General features: G+C 66.1%; 22 protein-coding genes. 11 read left to right on the top strand and 11 right to left on the bottom strand.

Going from position 1 to position 23,922, the window contains the following annotated elements; genetic code table 11:
* Nucleotides 1–91 precede the first annotated feature (91 nt).
* Both ACLB6G_RS16645 and ACLB6G_RS16640 read left to right on the top strand, forming a co-directional pair.
* Nucleotides 92–1,024 (top strand): glycosyltransferase family 2 protein, encoded by a 933-nt coding sequence (locus ACLB6G_RS16645; protein WP_410357331.1) that lies wholly within the window; start codon nucleotides 92–94, stop codon nucleotides 1,022–1,024.
* Nucleotides 1,024–2,529, top strand: a complete 1,506-nt coding sequence (locus ACLB6G_RS16640) for a PP2C family protein-serine/threonine phosphatase (protein ID WP_410357330.1) — start codon at nucleotides 1,024–1,026, stop codon at nucleotides 2,527–2,529. Before ACLB6G_RS16645 ends, ACLB6G_RS16640 begins: the two co-directional genes overlap by 1 nt.
* Before the next feature lie 22 nt (nucleotides 2,530–2,551).
* Here ACLB6G_RS16640 and ACLB6G_RS16635 read toward each other — a convergent pair whose 3' ends face one another.
* The 5 genes from ACLB6G_RS16635 to ACLB6G_RS16615 are packed head-to-tail and all read right to left on the bottom strand — an operon-like array spanning nucleotide 2,552 to nucleotide 7,041.
* Entirely contained in the window at nucleotides 2,552–3,574 is a 1,023-nt protein-coding gene (locus ACLB6G_RS16635; protein WP_410357329.1) for a glycosyltransferase family 4 protein, read from the bottom strand.
* A 6-nt stretch (nucleotides 3,575–3,580) separates the two neighbouring features.
* The gene (locus tag ACLB6G_RS16630) at nucleotides 3,581–4,267 is read right to left on the bottom strand and encodes a P-loop NTPase family protein (protein WP_410357328.1); all 687 of its coding nucleotides are present in this window, start codon (nucleotides 4,265–4,267) and stop codon (nucleotides 3,581–3,583) included.
* 7 nt (nucleotides 4,268–4,274) lie between these two features.
* A complete protein-coding gene (locus ACLB6G_RS16625) occupies nucleotides 4,275–6,425 on the bottom strand; it encodes an SLBB domain-containing protein (RefSeq protein ID WP_410357327.1) in 2,151 nt (716 codons plus the stop codon).
* Complete coding sequence (locus ACLB6G_RS16620; protein WP_410357326.1) at nucleotides 6,401–6,757, bottom strand: hypothetical protein; 357 nt, start codon at nucleotides 6,755–6,757, stop codon at nucleotides 6,401–6,403. The genes ACLB6G_RS16625 and ACLB6G_RS16620 overlap by 25 nt, the downstream gene beginning before the upstream one ends.
* Entirely contained in the window at nucleotides 6,754–7,041 is a 288-nt protein-coding gene (locus tag ACLB6G_RS16615; RefSeq protein WP_410357325.1) for an STAS domain-containing protein, read from the bottom strand. Before ACLB6G_RS16615 ends, ACLB6G_RS16620 begins: the two co-directional genes overlap by 4 nt.
* Nucleotides 7,042–7,272: 231 nt before the next feature.
* Between ACLB6G_RS16615 and ACLB6G_RS16610 the strand changes: the two genes are divergently transcribed.
* Complete coding sequence (locus tag ACLB6G_RS16610; RefSeq protein WP_410357324.1) at nucleotides 7,273–8,337, top strand: glycosyltransferase; 1,065 nt, start codon at nucleotides 7,273–7,275, stop codon at nucleotides 8,335–8,337.
* A complete protein-coding gene (locus ACLB6G_RS16605) occupies nucleotides 8,330–10,120 on the top strand; it encodes a sugar transferase (protein WP_410357323.1) in 1,791 nt (596 codons plus the stop codon). The genes ACLB6G_RS16610 and ACLB6G_RS16605 overlap by 8 nt, the downstream gene beginning before the upstream one ends.
* 36 nt (nucleotides 10,121–10,156) lie before the next feature.
* Here the strand turns inward: ACLB6G_RS16605 and ppsA are convergent, their stop codons facing one another.
* Nucleotides 10,157–12,544 (bottom strand): phosphoenolpyruvate synthase, encoded by a 2,388-nt coding sequence (ppsA, locus tag ACLB6G_RS16600; RefSeq protein ID WP_410357322.1) that lies wholly within the window; start codon nucleotides 12,542–12,544, stop codon nucleotides 10,157–10,159.
* 145 nt (nucleotides 12,545–12,689) lie between these two features.
* Here ppsA and dusA point away from each other — a divergent pair, with 145 nt between their 5' ends.
* Both dusA and ACLB6G_RS16590 read left to right on the top strand, forming a co-directional pair.
* The gene (dusA, locus tag ACLB6G_RS16595; protein ID WP_410357321.1) at nucleotides 12,690–13,709 is read left to right on the top strand and encodes a tRNA dihydrouridine(20/20a) synthase DusA; all 1,020 of its coding nucleotides are present in this window, start codon (nucleotides 12,690–12,692) and stop codon (nucleotides 13,707–13,709) included.
* Between the two features lie 80 nt (nucleotides 13,710–13,789).
* A complete protein-coding gene (locus ACLB6G_RS16590) occupies nucleotides 13,790–14,614 on the top strand; it encodes a sulfite exporter TauE/SafE family protein (protein ID WP_410357320.1) in 825 nt (274 codons plus the stop codon).
* Between the two features lie 10 nt (nucleotides 14,615–14,624).
* Here ACLB6G_RS16590 and ACLB6G_RS16585 read toward each other — a convergent pair whose 3' ends face one another.
* Both ACLB6G_RS16585 and ACLB6G_RS16580 read right to left on the bottom strand, forming a co-directional pair.
* Nucleotides 14,625–15,326, bottom strand: coding sequence for a retropepsin-like aspartic protease family protein (locus ACLB6G_RS16585; protein WP_410357319.1), 702 nt, complete (start codon nucleotides 15,324–15,326; stop codon nucleotides 14,625–14,627).
* Entirely contained in the window at nucleotides 15,323–15,547 is a 225-nt protein-coding gene (locus tag ACLB6G_RS16580; protein WP_410357318.1) for a DUF1289 domain-containing protein, read from the bottom strand. The genes ACLB6G_RS16585 and ACLB6G_RS16580 overlap by 4 nt, the downstream gene beginning before the upstream one ends.
* Before the next feature lie 186 nt (nucleotides 15,548–15,733).
* Between ACLB6G_RS16580 and ACLB6G_RS16575 the strand changes: the two genes are divergently transcribed.
* On the top strand, nucleotides 15,734–16,747 hold the full coding sequence (locus ACLB6G_RS16575; RefSeq protein ID WP_410357317.1) for a nicotinate-nucleotide--dimethylbenzimidazole phosphoribosyltransferase: 1,014 nt from the start codon (nucleotides 15,734–15,736) through the stop codon (nucleotides 16,745–16,747).
* A gap of 9 nt (nucleotides 16,748–16,756) precedes the next feature.
* On the opposite strand, the gene ACLB6G_RS16570 is transcribed toward ACLB6G_RS16575, so the two are convergent.
* Nucleotides 16,757–18,268: a sensor histidine kinase gene (locus ACLB6G_RS16570; protein ID WP_410357316.1), complete on the bottom strand. Its 1,512-nt coding sequence runs from the start codon at nucleotides 18,266–18,268 to the stop codon at nucleotides 16,757–16,759.
* Nucleotides 18,269–18,339: 71 nt separating this feature from the next.
* On the opposite strand from ACLB6G_RS16570, the gene ACLB6G_RS16565 reads away from it, so the two are divergent.
* The 4 genes from ACLB6G_RS16565 to ACLB6G_RS16550 all read left to right on the top strand — a co-directional run bounded on the left by ACLB6G_RS16565 (nucleotide 18,340) and on the right by ACLB6G_RS16550 (nucleotide 20,859).
* Nucleotides 18,340–18,966: a thermonuclease family protein gene (locus ACLB6G_RS16565; protein ID WP_410357315.1), complete on the top strand. Its 627-nt coding sequence runs from the start codon at nucleotides 18,340–18,342 to the stop codon at nucleotides 18,964–18,966.
* Nucleotides 18,967–19,001: 35 nt separating this feature from the next.
* Nucleotides 19,002–19,613, top strand: coding sequence for a glutathione S-transferase (locus tag ACLB6G_RS16560; protein ID WP_410357314.1), 612 nt, complete (start codon nucleotides 19,002–19,004; stop codon nucleotides 19,611–19,613).
* A gap of 4 nt (nucleotides 19,614–19,617) precedes the next feature.
* Nucleotides 19,618–20,262, top strand: a complete 645-nt coding sequence (locus tag ACLB6G_RS16555) for a uracil-DNA glycosylase family protein (RefSeq protein WP_410357313.1) — start codon at nucleotides 19,618–19,620, stop codon at nucleotides 20,260–20,262.
* Nucleotides 20,263–20,385: 123 nt separating this feature from the next.
* Entirely contained in the window at nucleotides 20,386–20,859 is a 474-nt protein-coding gene (locus ACLB6G_RS16550; protein ID WP_410357312.1) for an Lrp/AsnC family transcriptional regulator, read from the top strand.
* A gap of 18 nt (nucleotides 20,860–20,877) precedes the next feature.
* On the opposite strand, the gene ACLB6G_RS16545 is transcribed toward ACLB6G_RS16550, so the two are convergent.
* Together ACLB6G_RS16545 and ACLB6G_RS16540 are read right to left on the bottom strand one after the other, a co-directional pair.
* On the bottom strand, nucleotides 20,878–22,140 hold the full coding sequence (locus ACLB6G_RS16545; RefSeq protein WP_410357311.1) for a c-type cytochrome: 1,263 nt from the start codon (nucleotides 22,138–22,140) through the stop codon (nucleotides 20,878–20,880).
* A 4-nt stretch (nucleotides 22,141–22,144) separates the two neighbouring features.
* Entirely contained in the window at nucleotides 22,145–23,809 is a 1,665-nt protein-coding gene (locus tag ACLB6G_RS16540; RefSeq protein ID WP_410357310.1) for a PQQ-dependent dehydrogenase, methanol/ethanol family, read from the bottom strand.
* Nucleotides 23,810–23,922 lie beyond the last annotated feature (113 nt).

Here is a 23,922-nt window from a genome sequence, read left to right as displayed (position 1 = left end):
GCTCCGTCGTTTCCGTTCGGCACCGGCCTTGCAAGGAGGGTGCCAGCATGCCGCCCGGCATGGCCAGACACGCATTTGCGGAGACACGTCCATGTTCAGACCCGACTGCTCGGTCATCATTCCGGCCTTCAATGCCGCCGATTTCCTGCCCGCCGCGATCGCCTCGGTGGAAGCGCAGGCGGTGCGGACCGTCGAAGTGCTCGTTCTCGACGACGGCTCCACGGACGACACGGCAAGCTGGCTCGCGCATGCGGCGCGCACACGGCCCTGGCTGAAGGTGTTCAACGGCGGCGGGTTCGGTCCCGCACGGGCGCGTAACATTCTGATCGAAAACGCCAATTCCGACCTCATCGCGTTTCTGGACGCCGATGACGAATGGCTGCCGGGAAAGCTCGAACGCGAGATCGCCTTTCACCGGGCGCATCCGGGCGTCTCCTTCACCTTCACCGACTACCTGCATCTCGACCCGCAGGGACGCTCGCTCGGCACGGCCTTCGAATACTGGAAGCCGTCCTTTCACGGACGGCAGGACGATGCCTTCGCGTCGCTGGAAAACGCGCTTGTCACGCTGATCGGCTGCAACCTGGCGGGCACTTCCACCGTCGTTGCGAAACGCGAAGCGTTGCGAAATGCGAACGGATTTGCGGAGGATCTGCCTTCGGCAGAGGATTGGGACCTGTGGCTGCGGCTGGCCACGGCCGGACCTGTTGCCGTGTCGACGCGTGTGACCACGAATTACCTGGTGCGGCCGGGCAGCGAGACGGCGAACCGGGCGGCGCGGATCGAGGCGATGGAGACGATCCTGGCGCGCTACGGGACCGGTGGCGCGAGCCGTGCGGCGCGCCGGGAGGCGAAAGCGCGCCTCGCCACCGTGCGGGCCGAGGCCGCGTCCATCGCCGGACGGCACGGGAATGCGCTGGCCTGCCGTCTCCAGGCCTTGGTCCGCCAGCCCAACCGGCGCAATGCCCATGAGGCGCTGGCCGCCGCCGCGCGTCTCGGCGGCATTGCGGGACGGGCCGCCTGATGCTGATCGCGCAGATGGAAGGCCCGGCGAGCCTGGACACCGCGACGCGCATGCGCAGCATCTTCAATTGCCAGGCATTCCGGCATCCCGGCGCGCGCGATGCGCTGGCCAGCCTGGAACTGGCCTTCGCGGAACTGGCGGCGAATGCCGTGCGCCATGCGGCGCGCAAGCCGACACAATTTTCCGTGGCGCTGCATCTGGAGGGGGGCAGGCTGCGGGCGGAATTTCGCGACGATGGCGCACCGTTCACCGGATTCAGACGGGCGTGGAAGGACTGCACGCTGGCGGCGCTGGATCCCATGGCGGAGAGCGGGCGCGGCCTCTGGCTGGTGCGGCAATCGACCGACCAGCTTGTCTACAACCACGACGACTTGAACATCTGGTCGTTCAGCAAGTCCATCGGCGGAACGTCGCGGCCGGAAATCCTGCTGCTGGAGGACGACAATACAACGCGGGGGCTCTACACGGCGCTGCTGTCGAAGATCGGTACCGTCACCGCCGCGCATTCGCTGGCGGAAGCCGGCGCCATCCTGTCCGGGCAGGATTTCGACCTGGTCGTGGCCGACTACAACCTCGACGACGGCGAGGCTGCCCGCCTGCTTGAAACGCGCCCCGATCTCGATTGTCCGGTGATCTTCATTTCCGCCGATTCGACGGGGGCCGCTCGCGAAAACGGCCTGAAACATGGGGTTCACATGCTCTTGCAGAAGCCGGTCAGACCTCTGGAACTGCGTGAAAGGGCGGCCGAGGCGGTCGCGGCCCATCGCGGCCATGCGCTGCGCGCCGGCCGGCGGCTGACCGCCGACGTGTCGCCGCGGATCGCCGCAGCCGAGCCACTGGTGGCCGGCGCCTTTCGCCTCGTGTCGCGTGCCGCCATGGCGGATGCGGGCGGCGGCGATGCCTTTTTCGATCTCGGCGCGGGCGGCATGGATGGCGCCCGACGCCGCTTCGTTCTCGCCGATTGCATGGGCCACGGCATGCCGGCGCGGTTGCAGGCGGCCATGCTCGGCGGCCTGCTTTCCGGGCAGGCGCGCGACCGGTGGACGGGGCCGGAAGCCTGTCTCGACGCCCTGTCCGCCGCGATCGTCGACGGTCCGGCCGTCGGCCATCTGATTGCAACGGTGCTTGCGGTCGATCTTGCCGGCGACGGTTCTGTGGACGTGGCGTCCGGCGGCCACCCGTCGCCGATCCTGCTCGGTGAAGGGAAAGCGCGCGTGCTGCCGCTCGATGGCGCCATGCCGGGCCTGACAGCGACATGCGGCGCCCGGCCCCGGCGGGTGCGGCTGGCACCCGGAGAGCGGCTGTTCCTGGCCACCGACGGGCTTGCGCCGGCCAGCAGCGACACGCTCGAGGGCATGCCGGAGGCCATTTGCCGGGCCATCCGGAGATCGTCCGATCTGCCGCTCGATGCGGCGGCAAATGCCATCGAGGCTGCCGCCGTCGAGGCGCTCGGCACGAACCCGGACGACGACTGGACGTTCGTGCTGATCGAACGCGCGACGTGACCGGCGCCTGCCGATCTGCCCGTCAGGCCGCGATGGCTTGCGGGCGGCCGCCGGCGCGCCTGTAAGCCTCGAATATGGCCGGCATGGCGGTTTGCGGGGAGTAGCCGGCGCGGATGGTGGCGATTGCCGCCATGCTCATGGCGGCGCGCGCAGCCGCATCGCAGGCCATCAGCCGGTCGATGCAGTCTGCCGCCGCGTTCATGTCGCCGGCGGGATAGAGAAAACCGTTCTCTCCGTCGCGTACAAGGTCCGGCAGCGCGCCGACGGCAGGCGCAATGACGGGCACGCCCAGTCCCATCGCTTCCAGCGCGGCCATGGGCAGGCCTTCCCTCCGGCTGGTCATGACCAGGGCCGTCGTGCGTTCCAGCCACGGCGCGATGTTGATGGCGAAGCCTTCCATGACAGCCGGGCTGGACAGCGAAAGCACAAGTTCCTCGCGCATCGGTCCGTCACCCAGCATCCGCCATTCGCCGAGGCCCGGCCGCATGTTCGCCAGCTTGAGGAACAGGTCCGGCCCCTTTTCCGGGGAGAGCCGGCCGGCAAACAGGAAAACCGGCGTTGCAGGCTCCGGGCGCGGCGATACCGCAGGCGTGACGAAATTGCGGATGACCGGGGCTGGCGCGGGGAGGGCGAATGCGATGTCGCGCGAGACCGCCAGGCGTCCGCCCAGGAACGCCGTCTTCTCGTCGATCCATTGGTAGACACCGACCATGCCGGGCGCACGCTCGCCGGCATGGAAGGTGGAAACCACGGGCACGCCGGTCAGCCTTGCGGCCAGGCGGCCCAGGATGCCGGCCTTGTATCCATGGGTATGCAGCATGCCGGGTGCCATGATGCGCAGCCAGCGGCACAGGCCGAGGGTGTCACCGGCCACGAGAAGCGGCATGCCGCTTGCCCGGAAGCGTTCATGCGCCGGACTGCCGGGGTAGACGGCATGGAGGAGGATGCGCGCATCCAGGCCCATGGCGCGCTGCGCAGCGGCAATTGTCTCGACATGGGTTTCGATGCCGCCGACATAGCGGGCGTCCAGGTAATGCAGGATCATGGGACCTCACTGATGCATGTTGAGGGCGGTCCATCCCTCGACCTTGCGCGTCAGGTAACGCACGAGGCCGGGCAGGATGCGCCGCAACCGGTTGGCCTCGCGGATCATTTCCTGGGCCAGCGTCGGGTTGAACTTGTCGTTGAGAACGAGGGCCGAAACGACGGCACCGGACTCCGTCAGCCATTTCAGGACCTCCTCCAGGCCGTTGCGGGCCACCGCCCCGGGCATGGTGACGAGGATGACCGCCTCGGCCGCGGATGCCGTGAGCGGCGTGTATATGGCAGGCTGCGCCGTCTCGAAGGGCGGGCAGTCGAAAATGACGGAATCGAAATCGGCAAGCCATTGCGCGGATGCTTCCGGCAGGCACTGGCCGTCGTTGAGCAGCGCGTGAAGGCGCGTGCCCGAAGGTACGTCCAGCGTCCACAGCATGTTGGCCTCCGGCCTGCACGCGGCACGAATATCCTCGAGACCGGTTCCAAGCCCGTCCGGGCATCCGTCTCCCGCCTGCGTGAGATGGGCGCGCACGAGCAGGACACGCTTGCCAAAACCGGCGCCGGCGGCGGCGATGTCGAAGGCCAGGCCGCAGGAGCCGGCATCGGGCTGCGACCCGGTGACGGCCAGCGTCCGGGCGCCGCGCCCGAGCGTCGCGGAATAGGCCCTTTGCGCGGCCAGTAGGCGGGTCTTGGAAATCATCGGCGCCTCACAGGGCCGCGACTGCCGCGAAGAGCGCGACGATCTGGGCGGCGTCCTTCACCGTTTCCATCACCCTGGCCCAGTGGCTCTGGGTCTTGTCGGGCACGTAGACCGTGTCGCCGGGGCGCACCACCGGCAGCCTCGAGGGGTCGCCGGTTCGCGTGAAGGCTTCGAGATCGAAGTGGAAGGCCTTGTTTTCCTTGCCCATGTTGACCACGACGATCCTGTCCTGAAGCGCCGCGTCCGTCGGTCCGCCAGCCTGCGCCAGAAGGTCGAGGATGTTCATGCGGGTGGTAAAGGAATAGCGTCCAGGCTTGCCGACAGCGCCGAGCACGCGCACCGTGTCGCCCGTGGCGATCTCTGTCCATGTGCGGTCATGGCCCGGCACATAGATCATGTCTCCGGGTTCCAGGCGGGGCAGCACGCGCTCGTCGCCGGTTTCCATGTAGCGGAGCAGGTCGACGAGGATGGGTTCGGCATTGGCCTGGCCGCGCAGCGAAACGCGGATGCGGCGCAGGTCCGCGCTTTCCGTCGGTCCGTCGGCTGCCGACAGGATGTCGAGAAATCCGAGCGATCTGTCAAAGGCATAACGGCCGGGCGAACCCACCGCGCCCATGACATAGATCGAGCGGTCGGCATCCTGGCGCACCCAGAGCGACTTGTTGTCGTTGGGATCGACGGGCAGTTCGGGAACAACGATGACATAGCCGGCACGAATGACCGGCACGCTCGCCTCGCTGCCGCCATTGTCCAGATAGGCCTTCATGTCGAAGGTCACGGTTTCAGCCTTTCCATCGGCGCGCTTGACGATCTGGATGGCGGCAAGGTCGCCCTTGGCCGTCGGTCCGCCCGCATGGCCGATGAGGTCGAACAGGCTCATCTCGTCGGCCCATTCGTAGCGGCCGGGCTTGGTGACGGCACCCATGACCTGGACCGTGCGGGTCGGCGGAAGCCTGGTCCAGGACGGTTCCTGCGTTTCCGTCTTTTCCGGGACCAGGATCGCGTCGCCCGGCTGAACAAGCGGGATGTCGGTGATCTTGCCCTCGGTGAAGGCGACAAGGTCGAACATCTCGACATCGCCGGTGGCCCGGATGATGCGGATCTGGCGGGTTTCGGCGAAGCGTGTCGGCCCGCCGGAATTGGCGAGGATGTCGATGAAGGTCGTGCCCTTCTGGGCCTCGAAGGCGCCGGGCTTGGCCACCTCTCCCATGATGTAGACGGTGTGCTTGCCGCGCTTGATCTGGTCGGCCAGGATCGGCACGAAGATGGTGGCGCCCTTCTCAAGCGGCGGCATCAGCGCCGGATCACCGCTGTCCAGATAGGCTTGGAGGTTGAAGAGGACAGGTCCCTGGTCGGTGATGACACGGATCTGCTCGACCGCGGCAAAGCGGGTCACGCCGCCGGCCCGCATGATCAGGTCGACGATAGACATGTTTTCCTTGAAGGCGAATTGCGCCGGCTTCTGGACCTCGCCGAAGATGCGTACCGAACCGCCGGCATCGGCGCCATCGCCGGCGCGTGACAGCGTTTCCGCGTCGAAGTCGATATGGACGTTGCCGGTCAGCGGCGAGATCGGCACGAAGATGATGTCGAGCGGCTGGAGCTTCGGCAATACCGACAGGTCGCCGGTGTCCAGGTAGTGCTTGTAGTTGAAGCCGATTTCCCGGTCTCCGCGAATGAGTTTCAACCGGTCGAGCTGGGCGCCCGCATTGATGCCGCCGGCCTCGGCGATCGCCACTTCCACCGTCGCGTCGCCGGGCAGTTCCAGCGTTCCCGGCTTGCGGACCTGACCGGCCACGGCGACGAACAGCTTGCGCTCCTTGAGCCGCATCGTCAGGCGCGCCACATCGCGGAAAGCGACGGACAGCCGGTCACGTACCAGTTCGGCGGCTTCGTCCAGCGGCATTCCGGCGATCCGGACGGGGCCGATCTCGGGCAGGGCAATGGCGCCCTTGCGATCAACAGGGAAATCGCCGGTCAGGCTGTCCTCGCCCGGAAGGACGAGCGACAGCGTGTCGCCGATCCTGATCGTCTCGTTATCCGATGCCCTTGCCGCCGGCAGTGAGAAAGCGAGCATGGCGAGTGCCGCCAGGAGGCGGATGAGCGTGGCAATGGGCATCTGGCGTCCTCCGGTCAGGAACATGGCGCTTTCAGGCATGTGCTGCGCCCGGTTCGCGTGGCGATATCGCCACCACCGAGCCGCAGCGAAACATCGAGCAGGCCGGCATCCGCATCGGCCTCAAGCCCTGCGCGGTATTCGCGGGCCGCGAGGTCGAGGCGTTCGCGTGCCGCAAGCGCCTCGGCAGGCGCAAGCGATCCGGCGGCGGTCGCGTTCTTCACCGCCGCATGAATGCCTGCCATTTCGGTCGTCGGCGCTGGCTGGCCGGCGATCCCGCCGCGCGCCGCGGGCGGCCAGGGATGGACACAGGCCGTCATGGCCGGCAGCAGGGCCGCCAGGAGGAGGTCGGCAAGGGGACGCTTCGTCATCATGCCGCGCTCCGGCTCCCGGCCGCGAGCAGGCCGGCGATGCCCAGATGGCGCAGGAGCTTGAGCGGCTGGCCATCGAGACCCGAAAGGCTCACCCGGTAGCCGCGCGCGCGCATCCGCTTGTGCAGATAGACGATCGCACCGACGCCCGAGGAATCGATGAACCGGCATTGGGTCATGTCGAGCGTGACATCCGCGTCGCCTGCGGCAACGCGGTCGATGTCTTCCCGCATGGCGGTAATCCTTGCCGCGTCAAGGTCTCCGCTGATCGTGATGGTCCTGGTCATGGCAATTCTCCTTTTCGCCCCCTGAACGGCTTCAGCAAGAGCCGTGCCACCGATTCGGAGGCGGCGGGAAAAGGGTTCGGGCACGCAGACGGGGCCTGGCATTCGCAAACTGCGATGGCCGGGATGAAGCCGGTTTCGCATTTTGCGTTGGAATCACGGAAAAACGGGCCATTCCTTCCGGCACGGCATTTGCAGCGGCTCCCGCAACAATCACGCGCAAGGGAGCGCAAGTTGACGCAAGTTCACATCGTCCAGAACCTGGCGCCCGGCGGCATCGAGCAATTGGTGCTCGCGCTGGCCGGGATGCCCGGCATTCATGTCTTCAGCCTCGAAGGAAGCGTGGAAACGCTTGCTGCTACCTGGCCAAAAGCCGCCCTGGCGAAGGCCCGGCTCACGGCCTTTGGCAAGGCGCCCGGCCTGCAGCCTTTATTGCCCGTGCGCATGGCACGGCACCTGCGCGGGATGGGCGCGACCAGCGTCGTCACCCATCATGCAGGGCCGCTCGTCTATGGCGGCGCTGCGGCGCGTCTTGCCGGCATACGCTCGCTGGCCCATGTCGAGCACGACGCCTGGCACCTGGAAAACAGGCGGCGGCGCCTTGTCATGCAGGCAGCGCTCCGTTGCGTGCGGCCCGACAGGATCGCCGTTTCGCCGGTCGTCGCTGCCGCCGCGTCGAAGGGCACCGGCCTGTCCTTCCGCGTGATCCCGAACGGGGTGGACTGCGACATGTTCCGCCCGGCCCGCCGCGATGCGGCGCGCGCACGGCTCGGCCTGCCGCTCGACAGACGGATCGTGGGCGGTGTCGGGCGGCTGGAACGCGTCAAGGGGTTTGACAGGCTTGTCGAGGCGGCGCGCTTCCTGCCCGACCATGTTCTCGTTGTCATCTGGGGCGAGGGCAGCGAACGGGAGAGGCTGGCAAGCCGGATCGAACATCTCGGCCTCGCGCATCGCGTGCTGCTGGCAGGACGGACCGACAGCCCCGCCGATGTCTATCCCGCGCTTGACCTGTTCTGCCTGCCGTCGCGATCCGAGGGCCTGCCGCTGTCGATCCTGGAGGCCCAGGCCTGCGGCATAGCAGTTGTCGCCAGCGACGTGGGCGGCGTGCGCGACGGGCTTTGCCCGGTCTCCGGCACCGCTGTCACGGTCGATGACCGCGATCCGCAATGGCTGGCGACGGCGCTGATCGGCGGTCTTGCCAATCCGCCACGGGCCAATCCGCGCCTCTTCATCCAATCGCATCTCTCGCTCGCCGAGACCCGGAGCGCATACCGGGCGCTGGAGGCTCATCATGCTTGAAACCGTTTTCTGGACAGGCGCTCTTGCCGCGCTTCATCATCACCTGATCTACCCGCTCAGCCTGCTGGCACTGGCGCGCCGCGCAAACTCCGGACCGATGGCGCAGGTTGAGCCGCCGCCGCACGTGACGCTGATCGTCACCGCCTATCAGGAAGCGCGGACCATCAGCGCCAAGATCGCCAATATCGGCGCGCTCGACTATCCGGCCGAGCGGTTGCATGTGCGCATCCATTGCGACGGTTCCACCGACGGGACGCCGTCCATTGCCGTCAAGGACACACGCGCCTTGCAGGCAAGGGGGATCGATGCCCGGGTCCATGCACACGCTGTCAACCGCGGCAAGATCGCGGTGATCAACGAAGCGGTTGGCGCGTCCGACACGCCTCTCGTCGCGCTGACGGATGCATCGGCAAGCCTTCCGTCCCAGGCATTGTGGCGCGCGGCCGCCGCCTTCGCCGACGAGACGGTGGGGGTTGCCGGCGGGCTCTACGATTGTGCGGAGAACGGCACCCCCGGAGAGCGGCGCTACTGGGAATTCCAGAACAGGCTGAGGCTCGGCGAGGCGGCGCTCGGTTCGCCGCTCGGCTTTTCGGGCGCCTTCCATGTGTTCCGGCGCGCGGCGTTCCGGCCCCTGGCGGCCGGCACGATCAACGACGACTTCATCCTGCCGATGGGGATCGTCGCGCAGGGGTATCGCGGGGTCCTGGATGCGGGCATCGCCATTTCGGAACGGGAGCGCACCCGTCCGGGCCAGGAATTCGCGCGGCGCCTGCGCATCGGCGCGGGCAACCTGCAACAGGCGATCCGGTTGTTCCGTCTTGCCGATCCGCGCCGTCCGGGGCTCGCCTATGCCTTCCTGTCCGGCAAGGGCCTGCGCGCCATCATGCCGTTCCTGCTGCTGGCGGCCTTTGTCAGTCTCACGCTTCTGGGGTTGTCGCAAACGGCGTGGATCGCGCCGGCCGTCCTTGCCTGGACAAGCCTGCTGTTTGCGCTCTCCGGACTGGCGGTGGCCGAGCATCGCCGCTCGCGCCTGCAGACGTTGGCGGCCACGGTGCTGGCCGGCTACGCGGCCAGCGGTTTCGGCGCGCTCATGTGGATGCTGGGCCGGTTCGATGTGCGCGGGCAATGGGCAAAAAGGAATGGCGCGGGCGAGGATCATGCGCTGCCGCCATCGGTGCGGCTGGCCAAACGGGCCTTCGATCTTGCCGGCGGTTCCGTTCTTCTCGCGCTGCTTGCCGTGGTCTACGGGCCGGTCGCCCTCGCCATCAAGCTGGAAAGCCGGGGACCGGTCTTCTACCGTCAATTGCGCGTCGGGCGGGCGCTGCCGGATCGCACGGAGCTTTTCGAACTCATCAAGTTCCGCACCATGGGGCAGGATGCCGAACGCAATGGTGCGGCCTGGGCGTCGAAGGGCGACCCCAGGGTGACGCGGGTCGGGCGGTTCCTGCGCCGCACACGCATTGACGAACTGCCGCAGGCGATCAATGTCCTGCGTGGCGAGATGTCGCTGATCGGCCCGCGACCGGAACGCCCGGTCTTCTTCGGCCGGCTGGAGACCAGCATCCCGCTCTATGTCGAGCGAACCTACGGCATATTGCCGGGTGTCACGGGACTTGCGCAGGTGCGCCAGGGCTATGACGAAAGCATCGAGGATGTGCGCTCGAAGGTGGGCTGGGACCATGCCTATGCACTGCGAATCGATTCGCTGTGGGCGTGGCTCAAGACAGACCTCGCCATCGCGCTGGAGACGATCGGTGTCATGGCCGGGCGCAAGGGGCAATGAGCCTGCCTTGGCGCCCCGCGGCCTGACCGGTGACGCTCAGCGCGCCTTTTCCGCCTCCGCCACCTGCTCCTTGACGCGGATGAAGCTGTCGGGCGTGACCGAGAGGGAGTCGATGCCGCATTCCACCAGGAAGCGGGCGAATTCCGGATGGTCGCTCGGCGCCTGGCCGCACAGGCCGACCTTGGCGCCGGCGGCATGGGCCTCGCGGATGACGTTCGAAATCATCCATTTGACCGCCTCGTCCTGTTCGTCGAAGAGGTCGGAAAGGATCTCGGAATCCCGGTCCACGCCAAGGGTGAGCTGGGTCAGGTCGTTCGATCCGATGGAGAACCCGTCGAAACGGCTGGCGAAGGCGCCTGCCAGTACGACATTGGCGGGAATCTCGCACATGACATAGACCTGAAGCCCGTTCTCGCCGCGCTTCAGGCCGTTTTCGGCCATGACGGCGAGCACGCGGTCAGCCTCCGCTGTGGAGCGGCAGAAGGGGATCATGACGATGACGTTGTCGAATCCCATCTCCTCGCGCAAACGCCGGATGGCCTGGCATTCCAGCGCGAAGCCGTCGCGATATTGCGGCGAGTAGTAGCGCGAGGCGCCACGAAAACCGATCATCGGGTTTTCCTCGACCGGTTCGAACTGCCGTCCGCCCAGCAGCCCCGCATATTCATTGGTCTTGAAATCGCTCATGCGCACGATGACGGGGTGCGGATGAACGGTCGCGGCGATGCGCGACAGGCCGCGGGCAAGGCGTTCGACGAAGAATTCCGCCTTGTCGTCATGGCCGGCGGTCAGGGCGGCGATCTCGGCCTTGTCCGCCTCGCTTTCCAGTTCGTCGAATTTCAGCAGCGCCATGGGATGGACGCGAATGTGATTGGAAATGACGAATTCCATGCGTGCCAGGCCCACGCCGTCGGCCGGCAAGCGGTTCCAGCGGAACGCGGCCGCCGGATTGGCCATGTTGAGCATGACCTTCGTTCCGGTTTGCGGAATGTCCTCCAGTTTCAGCAGCGTTTCGGCAAACTCCGCCGTGCCCTCGTAAACGAAGCCTTCGTCGCCTTCGGCGCAGGAGATCGTCACGTCCTGCCCGGAATGGAGAACGGCGGTCGCATTGCCCGTGCCCACGATGGCGGGCAGGCCCAGTTCACGGCTGACGATGGCGGCATGGGAGGTGCGCCCGCCATGATCGGTGATGATCCCGGCGGCGCGTTTCATGACCGGCACCCAGTCGGGATCCGTGGTTCCGGTGACGAGGATGGAGCCATCCACGAAATCGGCAATGTCGGCGGCGCTCTCGATCAGGCAGACCGGCCCGGCGACGACGGAGTCGCCGATGCTCAGCCCCTTCGTCAGCACGTCGCCGTGGCTTGCAATGGCGTGCGCCTTGATCGACCCCTGGTCGCGCGCCGCCTGGACGGTTTCGGGACGGGCCTGGACGATGAAGAGTTCCTGCGTTTCGCCGTCCAGTGCCCATTCCATATCCATCGGGCAGCCGTAATGCTCCTCGATGATGACGGCCCAGCGGGCAAGGGCGAGAATCCGGGCATCGTCCAGCACGAAAGCCGCGCGCTCGACCTTGGACGTGGGTACGTTGCGGGTCGGCTCGGCGCCCTTGCCGTAGATCATCTTGATCGTCTTGGCACCGCATTTCTTCTCCACGATGGGGCTGAGCGACGGATCGGCGAGAAGCGGCTTGAAGACGACATATTCGTCCGGGTCGACAGCGCCCTGGACGACGTTCTCGCCGAGTCCCCAGGCCGCATTGATGATCACCACCTTGTCGAATCCGGTCTCGGTGTCGATGGAGAACATGACCCCGGAGCCGCCCCGGTCGGAGCGGACCATCATCTGGACGCCGATGGACAGGGCCACGGCCGTCTGTTCGAAACCCTTGGTCTGGCGATAGCTGATGGCCCGGTCGGTGAAGAGGGACGCATAGCAGCGCTTGCAGGCATCGAGCAGGGCGTCCCGCCCGGAAATGTTCAGGAAGGTTTCCTGCTGGCCCGCGAAGCTGGCGTCCGGCAGGTCCTCCGCCGTGGCGCTGGACCGCACGGCGACGGAAACGGGCGCCCCGCCGCGCGTGGCGCACAGGCCGTCATAGGCGGCGAGGATCGCTTCGGCGAGATCCTCCGGCCAGGTGCCCGACAGGATGGCGGCGCGGATCCGCGCCCCGGTTTCTGCAAGGCTGACCGCGCCGGTCTCATAGGCATGGTAGCTTTGCGCAATCATGTCATTGAGACTGTTGGCGGAAAGGTAGTGGCGGAAGGCATCGGCCGTGGTGGCGAAACCGGCCGGCACCGCGATGCCGCGCGAGCCCAGCGCGCCGATCATCTCCCCGAGCGAGGCATTCTTGCCGCCTACGCGGGCAACGTCGGCGCGGCGGACGTCGGCAAGGGAAAGAACGTGAACGGTGTCTTGTCCGGCCATGGCATCGGGTCTCCCTGGTGTTGCTTTGGCAGAACCAATCCTGCCGTCATTGCCGCTTCGCACCATGATGCGTGTCAATCGTGAAAAGGAAAAGACGGTGTGGCGATCTAGCCAGACAGGTTTGCAGAAGGCCGGGATTCATGGCATGGCGACCGCCATGAACGACAAGCAGGATCATCTTGACCATCGCCTCGCCATCGCACCCATGATGGACTGGACGGACCGGCATTGCCGTTTTTTCCATCGCCTCATGACGAAGCGGGCTTTGCTCTACACGGAAATGGTGGTGGCCGATGCCGCCATCCATGGACCACGTGCGCGCCTTCTCGGCTTCGATCCGGCCGAGCATCCGGTGGCCGTGCAGCTTGGCGGGTCGGAACCGGACAAGCTGGCGGAGGCGGCGCGCATCTGCGAGGGCTTCGGCTATGACGAGATCAACCTGAATGTCGGCTGCCCGTCGGACCGGGTGCAATCCGGCACTTTCGGGGCATGCCTCATGCTGCGCCCGGAGGTCGTCGCACGATCGGTGGCGGCCATGAAGGGTGCCGTGTCCGTTCCCGTCACCGTCAAATGCCGCATCGGCGTGGACGACCAGGACCCGGAAGAGGCGCTCGACAGGCTGGCCGACATGGTGCACGCCGAAGGCGCGGACGCGCTCTGGGTCCATGCCCGCAAGGCCTGGCTGCAGGGCCTGAGTCCGAAGGAGAACCGGGACATCCCGCCGCTCGACCATGACCGGGTTCACCGGCTGAAGGCGCGATATCCCGGCTGGTTCATCGGCATCAATGGCGGCATCGTTTCGCTGGAGACGGCGCGCAGCGAACTTGAGAAGGTCGATGGCGTCATGATCGGGCGCGCGGCCTATCAGCAGCCCGACATCCTGTGGGGCTTCGACGCACTGCTCGGCGACGGAGCATCGCCATCGCCGGATTATCCCGGCCTCGTAGATGCCATGGCGGATTATTGTGCCGCCCACATTGCCAATGGCGGGCGGCTCAGCCACGTCACGCGGCACATGGTGGGCCTTTTCCACGGGATGCCGGGCTCGCGGCGCTGGCGCCAGATCCTGTCGACCGAAGCCGTGAAGCCGGGCGCCGGACCCGCGGTCCTTCACGAAGCCTTCTCCCATGTGGACTGGACGGGCGCCCGTCAACCTGCGGCCTGATCGCGAGCGGTTCGCCATCCGCTTTACTTCCGCATGCCAAAGGGATAGCGCAGTTTCAGCAAACTGCGGGAGGGGAAAGCATGGGCGGACTGCCGTTGACGGAAATCCTGGCCTTTGCGGCGGCGGCCATCGCGGTCGGTGGCGTGGCCGGCGTCCTTGCCGGCGTCTTCGGCATCGGCGGCGGCGCGGTGATGGTGCCGGTCTTCTACCAGGCGCTCGGTGCCATCGGCGTGGACGAGAGCGTGCGCATGCATATCGCGGTGGGCACGTCGCTTGCCATCATCGTGCCGACGTCGCTTCGCTCCTTCCAGGCACACTACCGGCGCAATGCCGTCGACATGGCGCTGCTGAAGAGCTTTCTCATACCCGTTCCGGCCGGCGTCTTGCTGGCCTCGCTGGTGGCGGCGTCGATCTCCAGCGGGGAATTGCGGGCCATCTTCGCCTGCATCGCCATCCTCGTCGCGCTCAGGCTCATCCTCAACCGCGAGCACTGGCGCATCGGCAGCGAAATTCCCGGCAATCCGGTGCGCGGGCTTGTGGGGCTGGTGCTCGGTTTCCTGTCCACGCTGATGGGCATTGGCGGCGGCGTGCTCAACAACACCTTCATGACCGTGTTCGGACGGCCCATGCACCAGGCGGTCGCCACTTCGTCGGGGGTCGGCGTACTCATCTCCATTCCCGGCATGCTGGGTTACATCTGGGCGGGCTGGGGCGATCCGAACCTGCCTGTCGGCTCGACGGGCTTCGTCAACTGGATCGCGGTCGCGCTCATCATACCAGTCACCATGATCGCGGCCCCGCTGGGCGTGCGCGTGGCCCATGCGGTGAGCAAGCGGCAACTGGAAATCGCCTTCGGCATTTTCCTGCTGATCGTGGCGGCCCGCTTCTTCTACAGCCTGACGTGAGGCCCGGCCGTCAATCTCGCAGGATCAGCCGGTCGCGGCGAATGTCGATGCCGCCGAGCGTGTTGAGGTAGTTCATGCCAAGCAGGCTCTGGCCGAGGCGGGAATCGCGGGCAACCAGGACCGGGAGCGAACGGCGCTCGATGGAGCCGATCTCCATCGTGTCGATGCGTGCGCGGGCGGCCTCGGCGCGGCCATTGGCGGTCTGGATGGGGATGGTATAGGACAGCGCGCCGATGTCGATGCCGACGCGCGCGGCGTCGCTTTCCGTCAGCACGGTGCTGGTCGCGCCGGTATCCACAAGGAACCGCAACGGCTTTCCGTTGACCTGCGCGTCGACCTCGAAATGCCCCGAGTCGGCACGCATGACCATGATGGCGTGGCCGTCGCCGGCGCCAAGCGCGATGGGGCTGCCGGGCACAAGCCCGCCCGTGACCCTGCTCGCCACATCCTGCAGTTCGAAGCGGTACTGGTATCCGGCCACAAGGGCCAGGGCTATGGCAAGCCATATGGCGATGCTGCGCGCCACGTTGGAAAACCGTCCGGCGGAACGCAGGACGACGGCGCCGATGGCGATCCCGAGCAGACCGAGATAGACGAGGCGGGCAAAGCGGTCATTGTCGAGCCCGAAGACCGAACCGCTCTCGCCGGTCATGAGCAGCCAGCCGAGCGCGGCCACGATGCCGGCGATCAGGAACCAGAAGAGACGGTTCATGGCGTCTCGATGCGCTGCCTTGCCAGCCGGGTGCGGCGGGTTTCGCGGCGCGGCTTGCGTTCCACCGTGGTCAGCCGTTCAGGCAGGCAGGCCATGATCGTCTCGCGTTCGGCATCGGTATAGAACATCCAGTTCATGATTTCGCCGGACGTGCGGCCGCAACCGAAGCAGAGGCCGGTCTTCTGGTCGATGGAGCAGACGAGGATGCAGGGTGAAAGCATGTCGTTCCTTGGCCGGATGTGGCGGCAACGCCATGTCCGTCTTCCCGTGAGGCGCGACGAACGTTCCTGAACAATGATGGGTCTGCCCGGCCGGTTTTGCAAGGGAAGTGCCGGGCGGGATTTTGCGCGCTGGCGAAAATGCTCTATGTGCGCTTGCGAAGAGACCGCATCCGGAGACATGCCGCCATGGCCGAGACAACGCCTTTCGACGATTTCCGCGCCCTGATCGGCAATCTGCCCAATCCGGACCGCGCAGCCCTTGCGGAAGCCGGCGAGACCCGCAAGGCCATGCCTGGCGGGGACAGGCTCGGCCGGATCGGCACGATCGCGCAATGGTTCGCGGGCTGGCGCGGCAATGCCCGGCAACCGGTGATGAAACCGCTGACAGCCATCTTTGCCGGAAACCACGGTCATGTCGCCGCAGGGCGCGGACCATGGTCGCTGGAGGAGACCAAGCGGCGCGTGGATCTGTGCGCTTCCGGCGCGGCCATGGTGAACCAGGTGTGCGAGGCGCAGAATGTCAGCCTCAAGATCCTCGATCTCGCGCTCGATCATCCCACCGGCGACATCACGGTGGAGGCCGCACTGGACGAGCGGCAATGCGCCGCCACCATGGCCTTCGGCATGGAGGCGATCATGGGCGGGGTGGACCTGCTGGCGCTGGGTGACATCGGCGCGGGCAATGGCGCCGTGGCCGGCGCGCTTCTGGCTTCGGTCCTCGGCGGCGAACCGGGCGACTGGGCGGGCGATGCGGCGACGGCGGAAGGACAGGCGCGGCGCGCGGTGATCGAGGCAGCCTTCGCGACCCATGGCGACATGCTTTCCGATCCGCTGGAGGCGCTGCGCCGGGCCGGCGGGCGGGAGTTCGCGGCCATGGCGGGTGCAATCCTGGCGGCACGCATGGAGCGCATCCCGGTGGTGCTGGGCGGCTATGCGCCGCTCGCCGCGGCGGCGATCCTGTGGAAGGTCAATCCGCTGGCCACGGGCCATTGCGTGCTGGCCGACCTTTCCGGCGAACCGGGAGAGGCGGAAGCGGCCCGACGGCTCGGCATGAGGCCCTTGCTGGATTTCGGCATCGCGATGGGCGAGGGCGCCTCGGCCGCGCTGGGCGCGGGTCTGGTGCGCACGGCGCTGGCCTGCCAGACGGGCATGGCGGCAAAGCGCGAGAATCGCGACAAGCGCGGCGTGTCCGCGCATTGATGCCGGGTTTCAGGCGGCGCCGGCCGCGCCGTTCGGGGCGTTGTCCTGCAACTGCACGCGCTTCGCCGGGAAGGTGGCGATCACCTCGGTGCCGACACGCAGTTTCGAGCGCAAGTCGAAGCGGCCTTCATGCATCTTCATGATGGCCTGGACGATGGGCAGCCCAAGCCCTGTGCCCTGTTCGGCACTCTTGATGGCGATGGAGCCCTGGCCGAAGGCGGACAGAACGACGGGGATCTCGTCCTCGGGAATGCCCGGGCCGTTGTCGATCACCGCCATGTACTGGCCACCCGAGCGCGTCCAGCCGGCGCGAATGGTGATCTCGCCGCCCTGCGGCGTGAACTTCACGGCGTTGGACAGCAGGTTGAGCGCCACCTGGCGCACCGACCGCTCGTCGGCCAGCAGGAATGGCAGGCCGTTGTGATACTGCTTCACTATACGGATGTCCTTGCCGCGGATCTTGATGTCGAGCAGGTGGGCGCAGTCGTCGAGGATCTCGACCAGCGAAACGGGTTCGTCGTTGATCTGGTAGCGGCCGGCCTCGATGCGCGACAGGTCGAGGATCTCGTTGATGAGATCGAGCAGGTGCTTGCCGGACCCGTGGATGTCGCGGGCATATTCCTTGTAGGTCTCGTTGCGCAGCGGCCCCAGCATCTCGCCGGCCATCACTTCGGAAAAGCCCAGGATGGCGTTGAGCGGGGTGCGCAATTCATGGCTCATCGAAGCCAGGAAACGGGACTTGGCGAGGTTGGCTTCCTCGGCGCGGCGGCGTGCCTCGTCGGAAATGGCATTGGCGGTTTCCAGTTCTCCGATCAGCGCATCCTTCTCGGAACGGAAGGACAGCGTCATGACCGCGGAGGCATGCAGATGCCGGGCGATATAGGCGAAGAAGGGCAGGGCGGCGACCAGCATGGCGGCCATGGAGGCGCGCGCGGGATCGAAGTCGATCGCCGTCATGTAGGCGTTGAGCGCTACGGGTGCGGTGAAGGAGGCGACCAGCGCGCCGTTCAGCGCCCAGGCGATGACCGCGGTTGCGGCAATCGCGAAAAGCAGCAGCACGGCGCGCATGATGGCGGCCTCATCCGGGCCGCATGTTTCGCAGGGAATGAAGACGAAACCCGCCCATCCGAGGCCCGCCAGGGCATGGACAAGCAGGAAGCGCCGCGTGACCGAGGGAACGTGGATCCGGTCCTCCGGCGTCGCCCTGACCTTGCGCGCCGTAAGGATGACCGCACCGTAGAGAAGGACCGAGATGAGGCCCCAGACCACCATCATCAGGCCGATGCCAAGGGCCAGGCCGGCGAGCGTGACGATGCCGATCAGGATGGGAAAAGCAAGGGCGCTGGCCATGACCGAACTGGCGTGCATCTTGATCAGCGCGCGGTCGAAGTTCAGGTTTCCGGGGCGGGTGGACAACTTTTCCCGTGTCGAGCGGATCGCCCGGGCCACCTCGGAATTGCGGCGGGTCTTGCGCTTGTCAAGAACGTTCTTGTCGGCAATGTCGGAGACGGCGACAGACATGACCTGGACGCGGGACCTTCGGGATGGTTGAAGCAGCGTCCAACCTAGGAGCGAATGGTTAACAGACCCTGATGAAACGCAGCCGTTCGTTGAAAAGGAAGGATCGTCCACACCGCGTTTCGGGGCGCTTTCGGGATGTCGCGCTCGCGGTCGTCATTCTTGCGCTCATCGCGCTTCTGGCCGCCCGTGCCGAGCGGGCGGCGAGCCTCGTAATGCAGGGCATTGCGGCCGTCATCGACGGGGACACGGTCCGGCTGGGCGGGGAGCGTATCCGTCTCAAGGGCATCGATGCCCCGGAGCTCGACCAGACATGCCAGCGCGAGGGAACCACCCAGGCTTGCGGCAGGCAGGCACGCGCAGCGCTTGAGCGTCTGGCAAACGGGCGGCCGATGCGCTGCAGGGGATGGGAACGCGACCGGCATGGCCGTTTGCTGGCGATTTGCCTGGCAGGCGAAACCGACCTCAACAGCGCCATGGTGGCATCGGGCTGGGCCATCGCCTTCGGCGCCTACGAGGCGGAGGAAGCCCGTGCACGGCTGGAACGGCGCGGTTTGTGGGCGGGATCCTTCGATCCGCCGCAGGCCTGGCGGGCGCGGCGCGGGGCGGCGGGCGAGCGTCCCCACGACCTGCTGTCGGCCGCCGGCAACTGGCTGCGGCAAATCCTGTTTGACCCCGGCAGGCCATCGCGGCAAGAATGATGAATCATTACAATCGGCTTTCCCGGAGGATTGACATGAAGCTTTACGACGGTGGCAAGGCGCCCAATCCGCGCCGCGTGCGGATTTTCCTTGCAGAAAAGGGCGTGGACGTGCCGCTGGTGCCCGTGGACATGGGCGCGCTCGGCCACAAGTCGGACGAAGTGACGAAACGCAATCCCTTGCAGCGCCTGCCCGTCCTGGAACTGGGTGACGGCACTGCCATTTCCGAATCGGTTGCGATCTGCCGCTATTTCGAGGCGCTGTATCCGCAACCCAACCTGATGGGCAAGACGCCGCTGGAAGTGGCCACGATCGAGATGTGGGAACGCCGCTGCGAACACCATTTCCTGGCGCCGGTGGCCCAGGCCTTCCGCCATACCCACCCGGCCATGGCGACATGGGAAGTGCCGCAGGTGGCCGAATGGGGCGAGGCCAACAAGCCCAAGGCGCTGGATTTCATCCGCCTGCTCGACAGCGAACTGGCCGGCCGCGACTTCATCGCCGGTGACAGCTATTCCATCGCCGACATCACCGCCACGGTCGCGACCGATTTCATGAAGCCGGCGCGTATCGCCATTCCCGATGACGTGCCGAATTTCACCCGCTGGTACGAGGCGATGAAGGCGCGGCCGAGCTACGGCGCCTGACCACATGGCGTCCGGCTCGGCATCAACGCCGGAGGCGGTCGCGGCGCGCATCCGCGCCTGCCGTATCTGCGTCGAGTGCCCGAAGGGCATGGCCTTGCCGCATGAGCCGCGCCCTGTGGTCGTGGCCTCGTCAACGGCGCGGCTGCTGATCGCGGGCCAAGCGCCCGGAACGCGGGTTCATGCCAGCGGGGCGCCGTTCACGGACCCATCCGGCGACCGCCTGCGCGACTGGATGGGGATCGGGCGCGCGGTCTTCTACGATCCCGCCCGCGTCGCCATCGCGCCCATGGGTTTCTGCTTTCCCGGTCTCGATGCCCGGGGCAGCGATCTGCCGCCGCGAAGGGAATGCGCGCCGGCGTGGCGCGACGAACTCATGGCTTCCATGGGACAGGTGGAACTGGTGCTTGCCATCGGGCTTCATGCGCAGAAGTGGCATCTCGGTCCGTTGCGGCGTGACAACCTGACAGAAACCGTGCGCGACTGGCGGCGCATCCTGACCGAGACATCACGGCGAAACGACATGCCGGCTGTCCTGCCGATGCCGCATCCCTCGTGGCGCAACACGGCCTGGCTCAAGCGTAATCCCTGGTTTGAAGAAGACCTGCTTCCGGTGCTTCGCCGTGAGGTGGCGCGGCTGACCGGCCCATGACGGGTGCCGGCATTGTTCGCGATTGGTACGAAATTCCATCTTAACGCGATTTCTTGGAATGAAATCGCTTGAAGGGCGGGAAAAACAGGCGCATCCAGAGAAAAATTCCAGGAGAAGACCGTCATGGACCGCCTCGACCGCAAGATCCTGCGCCTTTTGCAGGAGGACGCCACGCTGGCTGTCGCCGACATTGCCAAGAAAGTGGGCCTGTCGACCACGCCGTGCTGGCGGCGCATCCAGAAGCTGGAAGAGGATGGCGTGATCCGCAAGCGGGTGGCCATCCTGGCGCCCGAGAAGGTCAATGCGCGGGTGACGGTGTTCGTCTCCATCCGCACCAATTCCCATTCCAACGAGTGGCTGCGCCGCTTTTCAGAGGTGATCGGGGACTTTCCGGAAGTGGTGGAGTTCTACCGCATGAGCGGCGACGTGGACTATCTGCTGCGCGTCGTCGTGCCGGATATCGCCGCCTATGACGGCTTCTACAAGCGCCTGATCGCCAGGATCGAAATCCGCGACGTGTCTTCCTCCTTCGCCATGGAGCAGATCAAGTACACGACGGAATTGCCGCTCGACTATCTCGTGCTCGACAAGGATTGACCGCGCCGGCGCGGGCGGTCAGCGCATGGTGAAAAGGTCGCGGGTGGTCAATGGCGCGGCGATGAACGGCTCGCGCGGGGGTGCCCAGGTGACGCCTTCGGCAGCGGCCATGCGTTCCACTTCGCCGTTTTCCAGCAGGGTGGCCAGCGCGGCGTCCAGGCGTTCGCCCAGGGCAGCGTCGGACTGGCGGAAGGCAATGCCCATGTTGAAGCCGATCGGGTGGCGAAAGGCGGCGAGTTCCAGCCTGGTGATCCGGTTCTGGACGCGGTGATTGTCATAGGCGCCCGCATCGGTCAGCGTCGCGTCGAACATGCCCTGTTCCATGCGCCAGAGGAATTGCGGTCCCGGCGGGAGCATGACCGATCGGGCCCTGATCGCGGCAGGCAGTTGGGTGGTCAGGATGACGCCGCCGAGCGTGCCCTGCTGGATGCCGACCGTCAGGCCCTCCAGATCGGCAAGGCGAGTGATGCGGCGGTCCGATGCCTCCGGTCCGAGAACGATCGCCAGTTCGGCGCGGCGGTAGGGGCGGGTGACCGCAACCGGCTCCAGATCCACCTGCATGGCCTCGGTCCAGTATTGCGGCATGGTATCCCAGCGCGGCGGCGCTGCGCGCTCCGATGGCGGCTCGCCCATGTTGGATTCGTATAGCGGATGGTCCGGAACGATGTCGCAGATCCGGTGCGACAACAGGGCGTAGGTTTCCCGGATGGGGTCGGATTCCTCCTCCGGCTCGCTCTCGAACCAGACGACATCGAGGCCGAGGCCAAGGCGGGCGGCCAGCGCCTCCGACAGGACATAATCCAGTCCGGCACCGCCCTGGTGCCGCCGCCGTGAAAACGCTCCCCCATTGGACGGAAGGCAGGCGGTGAGCCTGCCTTCCTTGATCGTGCCGAGTGACGCTTTCCTGTCCCCTTCGCCGGGGGGCTCGGGCGTGGCCGCCTTGGCCGGCGGCGGTTCCTTGCCGCCGCGCGTGACGACGTAGAGCCACAGGTTCTCCACCTCATCGGGCAGCAGGATATCACCCCAGGCCGGCATGTCGCCCTTGCCTTTCGTCACGGAGGTGACGAAGCGGTCCTTCTGGTCCTGCGGAAACTTGCGCAGGTCGAAGGAGGATGCACCGGAATTGACCATGTTGATGCCATGGCAATGCGAACAGAACTGCTTGTAGAGCGAAGTTCCCTTGGATACGTCCGGAATGGCATTGTCACCGTCGGACGCCAAGGCGGCAACCGGCGCTGCGAGCAGCGCCAGAAGCCAGAATGCGAATGCGATATGCTTCATCCGGTCATTCACCCATCAGCCTGAACGTCCAGATGGAGCCGCCGGCCGGAACGCTGGCCAGCCGCTCGTCGCCGGAAAAGAGCGCATAGACGGCGCCGACACCGGAGGCAACGGTGATGTACTGTGCCCCATCCATTTCCCAGGTGACGGGCTGGCCGACGATGCCGGAGCCTGTCTGGAACTGCCAGAGCTTCTCGCCGTTCTCGGCATTGAATGCCTCGAACTCGCCGGTCATCTGGCCGGTAAAGACCAGTCCGCCACCCGTGGAGAGCACGCCCGCCATGCGCGGGATCGCGGTGCCGTCCTTCCACTTTGTCTGGCCCGTCATGGGATCGATGGCGCGCAGGTAGCCACGGTCGCCTTCGGGCCATGCCCAGGAGAAGTCAGCGCCGAAATAGAAGACGCCGGCGCGGTATTGCGGCTCCACGGCCTTGTAGTTCATGCCGATGTTGAGCGTATTGGCGAAGGCGGTCTGCATTTCCGGATTGTAGGACATGGGCGACCAGTTCTTGCCGCCGAAGGCAGACGGCCAGAATTGCACCTGTTCGCCGGAACGCGCCTTGACGGCGACTTCCGTCTCGACCGGCTTTCCGGTTTCAAGGTCGATGCTGTCGGCCCAGTCGACGCGGTCGATGAACTTGTTGGCGGCAACGAGCTTTCCGTTGGTGCGGTCGATCACATAGAAGAAGCCGTTGCGGTTGGCCTGCATCACGACCTTCTTGCCGTCCATGTCGGCCATGACCAGTTCGTTCGTGCCGTCGTAATCGAACGGGTCGTTGGGCGTGAACTGGTAGTGCCACTTGATGGCGCCGGTCTTCGGATCGAGCGCCAGCATGGAGCCGGTGTATAGGTTGTCGCCAGGGCGCACGCCCGCGTTCCAGGGACCCGCATTGCCCACACCCCAATAGACGGTGTTGAGTTCGGGATCATAGGTGCCCGTCAGCCAGGCCGGGCCGCCGCCATTCTTCCACGCGTCGCTGTCGGACGGCCATGTCTCGGAGCCCGGCTGGCCGGGTTCGGGAATGGTATAGGTGCGCCACAGGCGCTCGCCCGAATTCGGGTCGTAACCCTCGATATAGCCGCGGATGCCGTATTCGCCGCCCGATACGCCGACGATGACCACGCCATCGGCCACCAGCGGGGCGACCGTCATCGAATAGCCGGTCTTGAAGTCGATGGAATTGGTGGACCAGAGTTCCTCGCCGGTCTTGGCATCAAGCGCCACGACATTGGCATTCAGCGTGGTGCGGAAGAGCTTGCCCTCGTAGATGGCGGCGCCGCGGTTGACGATGCCGCAGCAGGCCACACGCGGCGTTTCCGCAGGATATTCCACCATCGTCTTCCAGATCTGCTTGCCCGTCCGGGCGTCGATGGCTGCTGTCGCATTGTGCGACGTCACATACATGACACCGTCCATGACGAGCGGAAATGTCTCCTGGCCACGGGCATCGTTGAGCGAATAGTTCCACACCGGAACAAGGCGCTTCACCGTATCCCGGTTGATCTGGTCGAGCGGCGAATAACGCTGCTGTCCGTGCCCCATGCCGTAGGTCAGGATATCTCCCGGCGTCGAGGCGTCCATCTTGAGGTCTTCGGCAGATTGGGCAAAAGCGCCCGTACACAAGACAACGGAAAGTGCGGCGCTTGCCGCCAGGGCCTTGAAGTCCATGATTTCCTCCCTCAGGTCTGGACAAATGAAATATACTGCACTTCTCAGTGTGCTTAGGCAGTATCATTCATCAGATTCGACCTTCGTTCAATGCGCGAGGTCGATATTGTACG

Origin of the sequence: Zhengella sedimenti (assembly GCF_046506625.1) — a bacterium.
GTDB classification, from domain to species: domain Bacteria; phylum Pseudomonadota; class Alphaproteobacteria; order Rhizobiales; family Rhizobiaceae; genus Zhengella; species Zhengella sedimenti.
Note: the sequence above shows the minus strand (reverse complement) of the source record. Positions and strands in the feature narration are given on the sequence as shown.

What these genes read in the sequence shown, in the direction of transcription:
- ACLB6G_RS16645 (WP_410357331.1), top strand. Translation starts at nt 92, where the DNA reads ATGTTCAGACCCGACTGCTCGGTCATCATTCCGGCCTTCAATGCCGCC.
- ACLB6G_RS16640 (WP_410357330.1), top strand. Translation starts at nt 1,024, where the DNA reads ATGCTGATCGCGCAGATGGAAGGCCCGGCGAGCCTGGACACCGCGACG.
- ACLB6G_RS16635 (WP_410357329.1), bottom strand. Translation starts at nt 3,574, where the DNA reads ATGATCCTGCATTACCTGGACGCCCGCTATGTCGGCGGCATCGAAACC.
- ACLB6G_RS16630 (WP_410357328.1), bottom strand. Translation starts at nt 4,267, where the DNA reads ATGATTTCCAAGACCCGCCTACTGGCCGCGCAAAGGGCCTATTCCGCG.
- ACLB6G_RS16625 (WP_410357327.1), bottom strand. Translation starts at nt 6,425, where the DNA reads ATGCCTGAAAGCGCCATGTTCCTGACCGGAGGACGCCAGATGCCCATT.
- ACLB6G_RS16620 (WP_410357326.1), bottom strand. Translation starts at nt 6,757, where the DNA reads ATGATGACGAAGCGTCCCCTTGCCGACCTCCTCCTGGCGGCCCTGCTG.
- ACLB6G_RS16615 (WP_410357325.1), bottom strand. Translation starts at nt 7,041, where the DNA reads ATGACCAGGACCATCACGATCAGCGGAGACCTTGACGCGGCAAGGATT.
- ACLB6G_RS16605 (WP_410357323.1), top strand. Translation starts at nt 8,330, where the DNA reads ATGCTTGAAACCGTTTTCTGGACAGGCGCTCTTGCCGCGCTTCATCAT.
- ppsA (WP_410357322.1), bottom strand. Translation starts at nt 12,544, where the DNA reads ATGGCCGGACAAGACACCGTTCACGTTCTTTCCCTTGCCGACGTCCGC.
- dusA (WP_410357321.1), top strand. Translation starts at nt 12,690, where the DNA reads ATGGCGACCGCCATGAACGACAAGCAGGATCATCTTGACCATCGCCTC.
- ACLB6G_RS16590 (WP_410357320.1), top strand. Translation starts at nt 13,790, where the DNA reads ATGGGCGGACTGCCGTTGACGGAAATCCTGGCCTTTGCGGCGGCGGCC.
- ACLB6G_RS16585 (WP_410357319.1), bottom strand. Translation starts at nt 15,326, where the DNA reads ATGAACCGTCTCTTCTGGTTCCTGATCGCCGGCATCGTGGCCGCGCTC.
- ACLB6G_RS16580 (WP_410357318.1), bottom strand. Translation starts at nt 15,547, where the DNA reads ATGCTTTCACCCTGCATCCTCGTCTGCTCCATCGACCAGAAGACCGGC.
- ACLB6G_RS16575 (WP_410357317.1), top strand. Translation starts at nt 15,734, where the DNA reads ATGGCCGAGACAACGCCTTTCGACGATTTCCGCGCCCTGATCGGCAAT.
- ACLB6G_RS16570 (WP_410357316.1), bottom strand. Translation starts at nt 18,268, where the DNA reads ATGTCTGTCGCCGTCTCCGACATTGCCGACAAGAACGTTCTTGACAAG.
- ACLB6G_RS16565 (WP_410357315.1), top strand. Translation starts at nt 18,340, where the DNA reads ATGAAACGCAGCCGTTCGTTGAAAAGGAAGGATCGTCCACACCGCGTT.
- ACLB6G_RS16560 (WP_410357314.1), top strand. Translation starts at nt 19,002, where the DNA reads ATGAAGCTTTACGACGGTGGCAAGGCGCCCAATCCGCGCCGCGTGCGG.
- ACLB6G_RS16555 (WP_410357313.1), top strand. Translation starts at nt 19,618, where the DNA reads ATGGCGTCCGGCTCGGCATCAACGCCGGAGGCGGTCGCGGCGCGCATC.
- ACLB6G_RS16550 (WP_410357312.1), top strand. Translation starts at nt 20,386, where the DNA reads ATGGACCGCCTCGACCGCAAGATCCTGCGCCTTTTGCAGGAGGACGCC.
- ACLB6G_RS16545 (WP_410357311.1), bottom strand. Translation starts at nt 22,140, where the DNA reads ATGAAGCATATCGCATTCGCATTCTGGCTTCTGGCGCTGCTCGCAGCG.
- ACLB6G_RS16540 (WP_410357310.1), bottom strand. Translation starts at nt 23,809, where the DNA reads ATGGACTTCAAGGCCCTGGCGGCAAGCGCCGCACTTTCCGTTGTCTTG.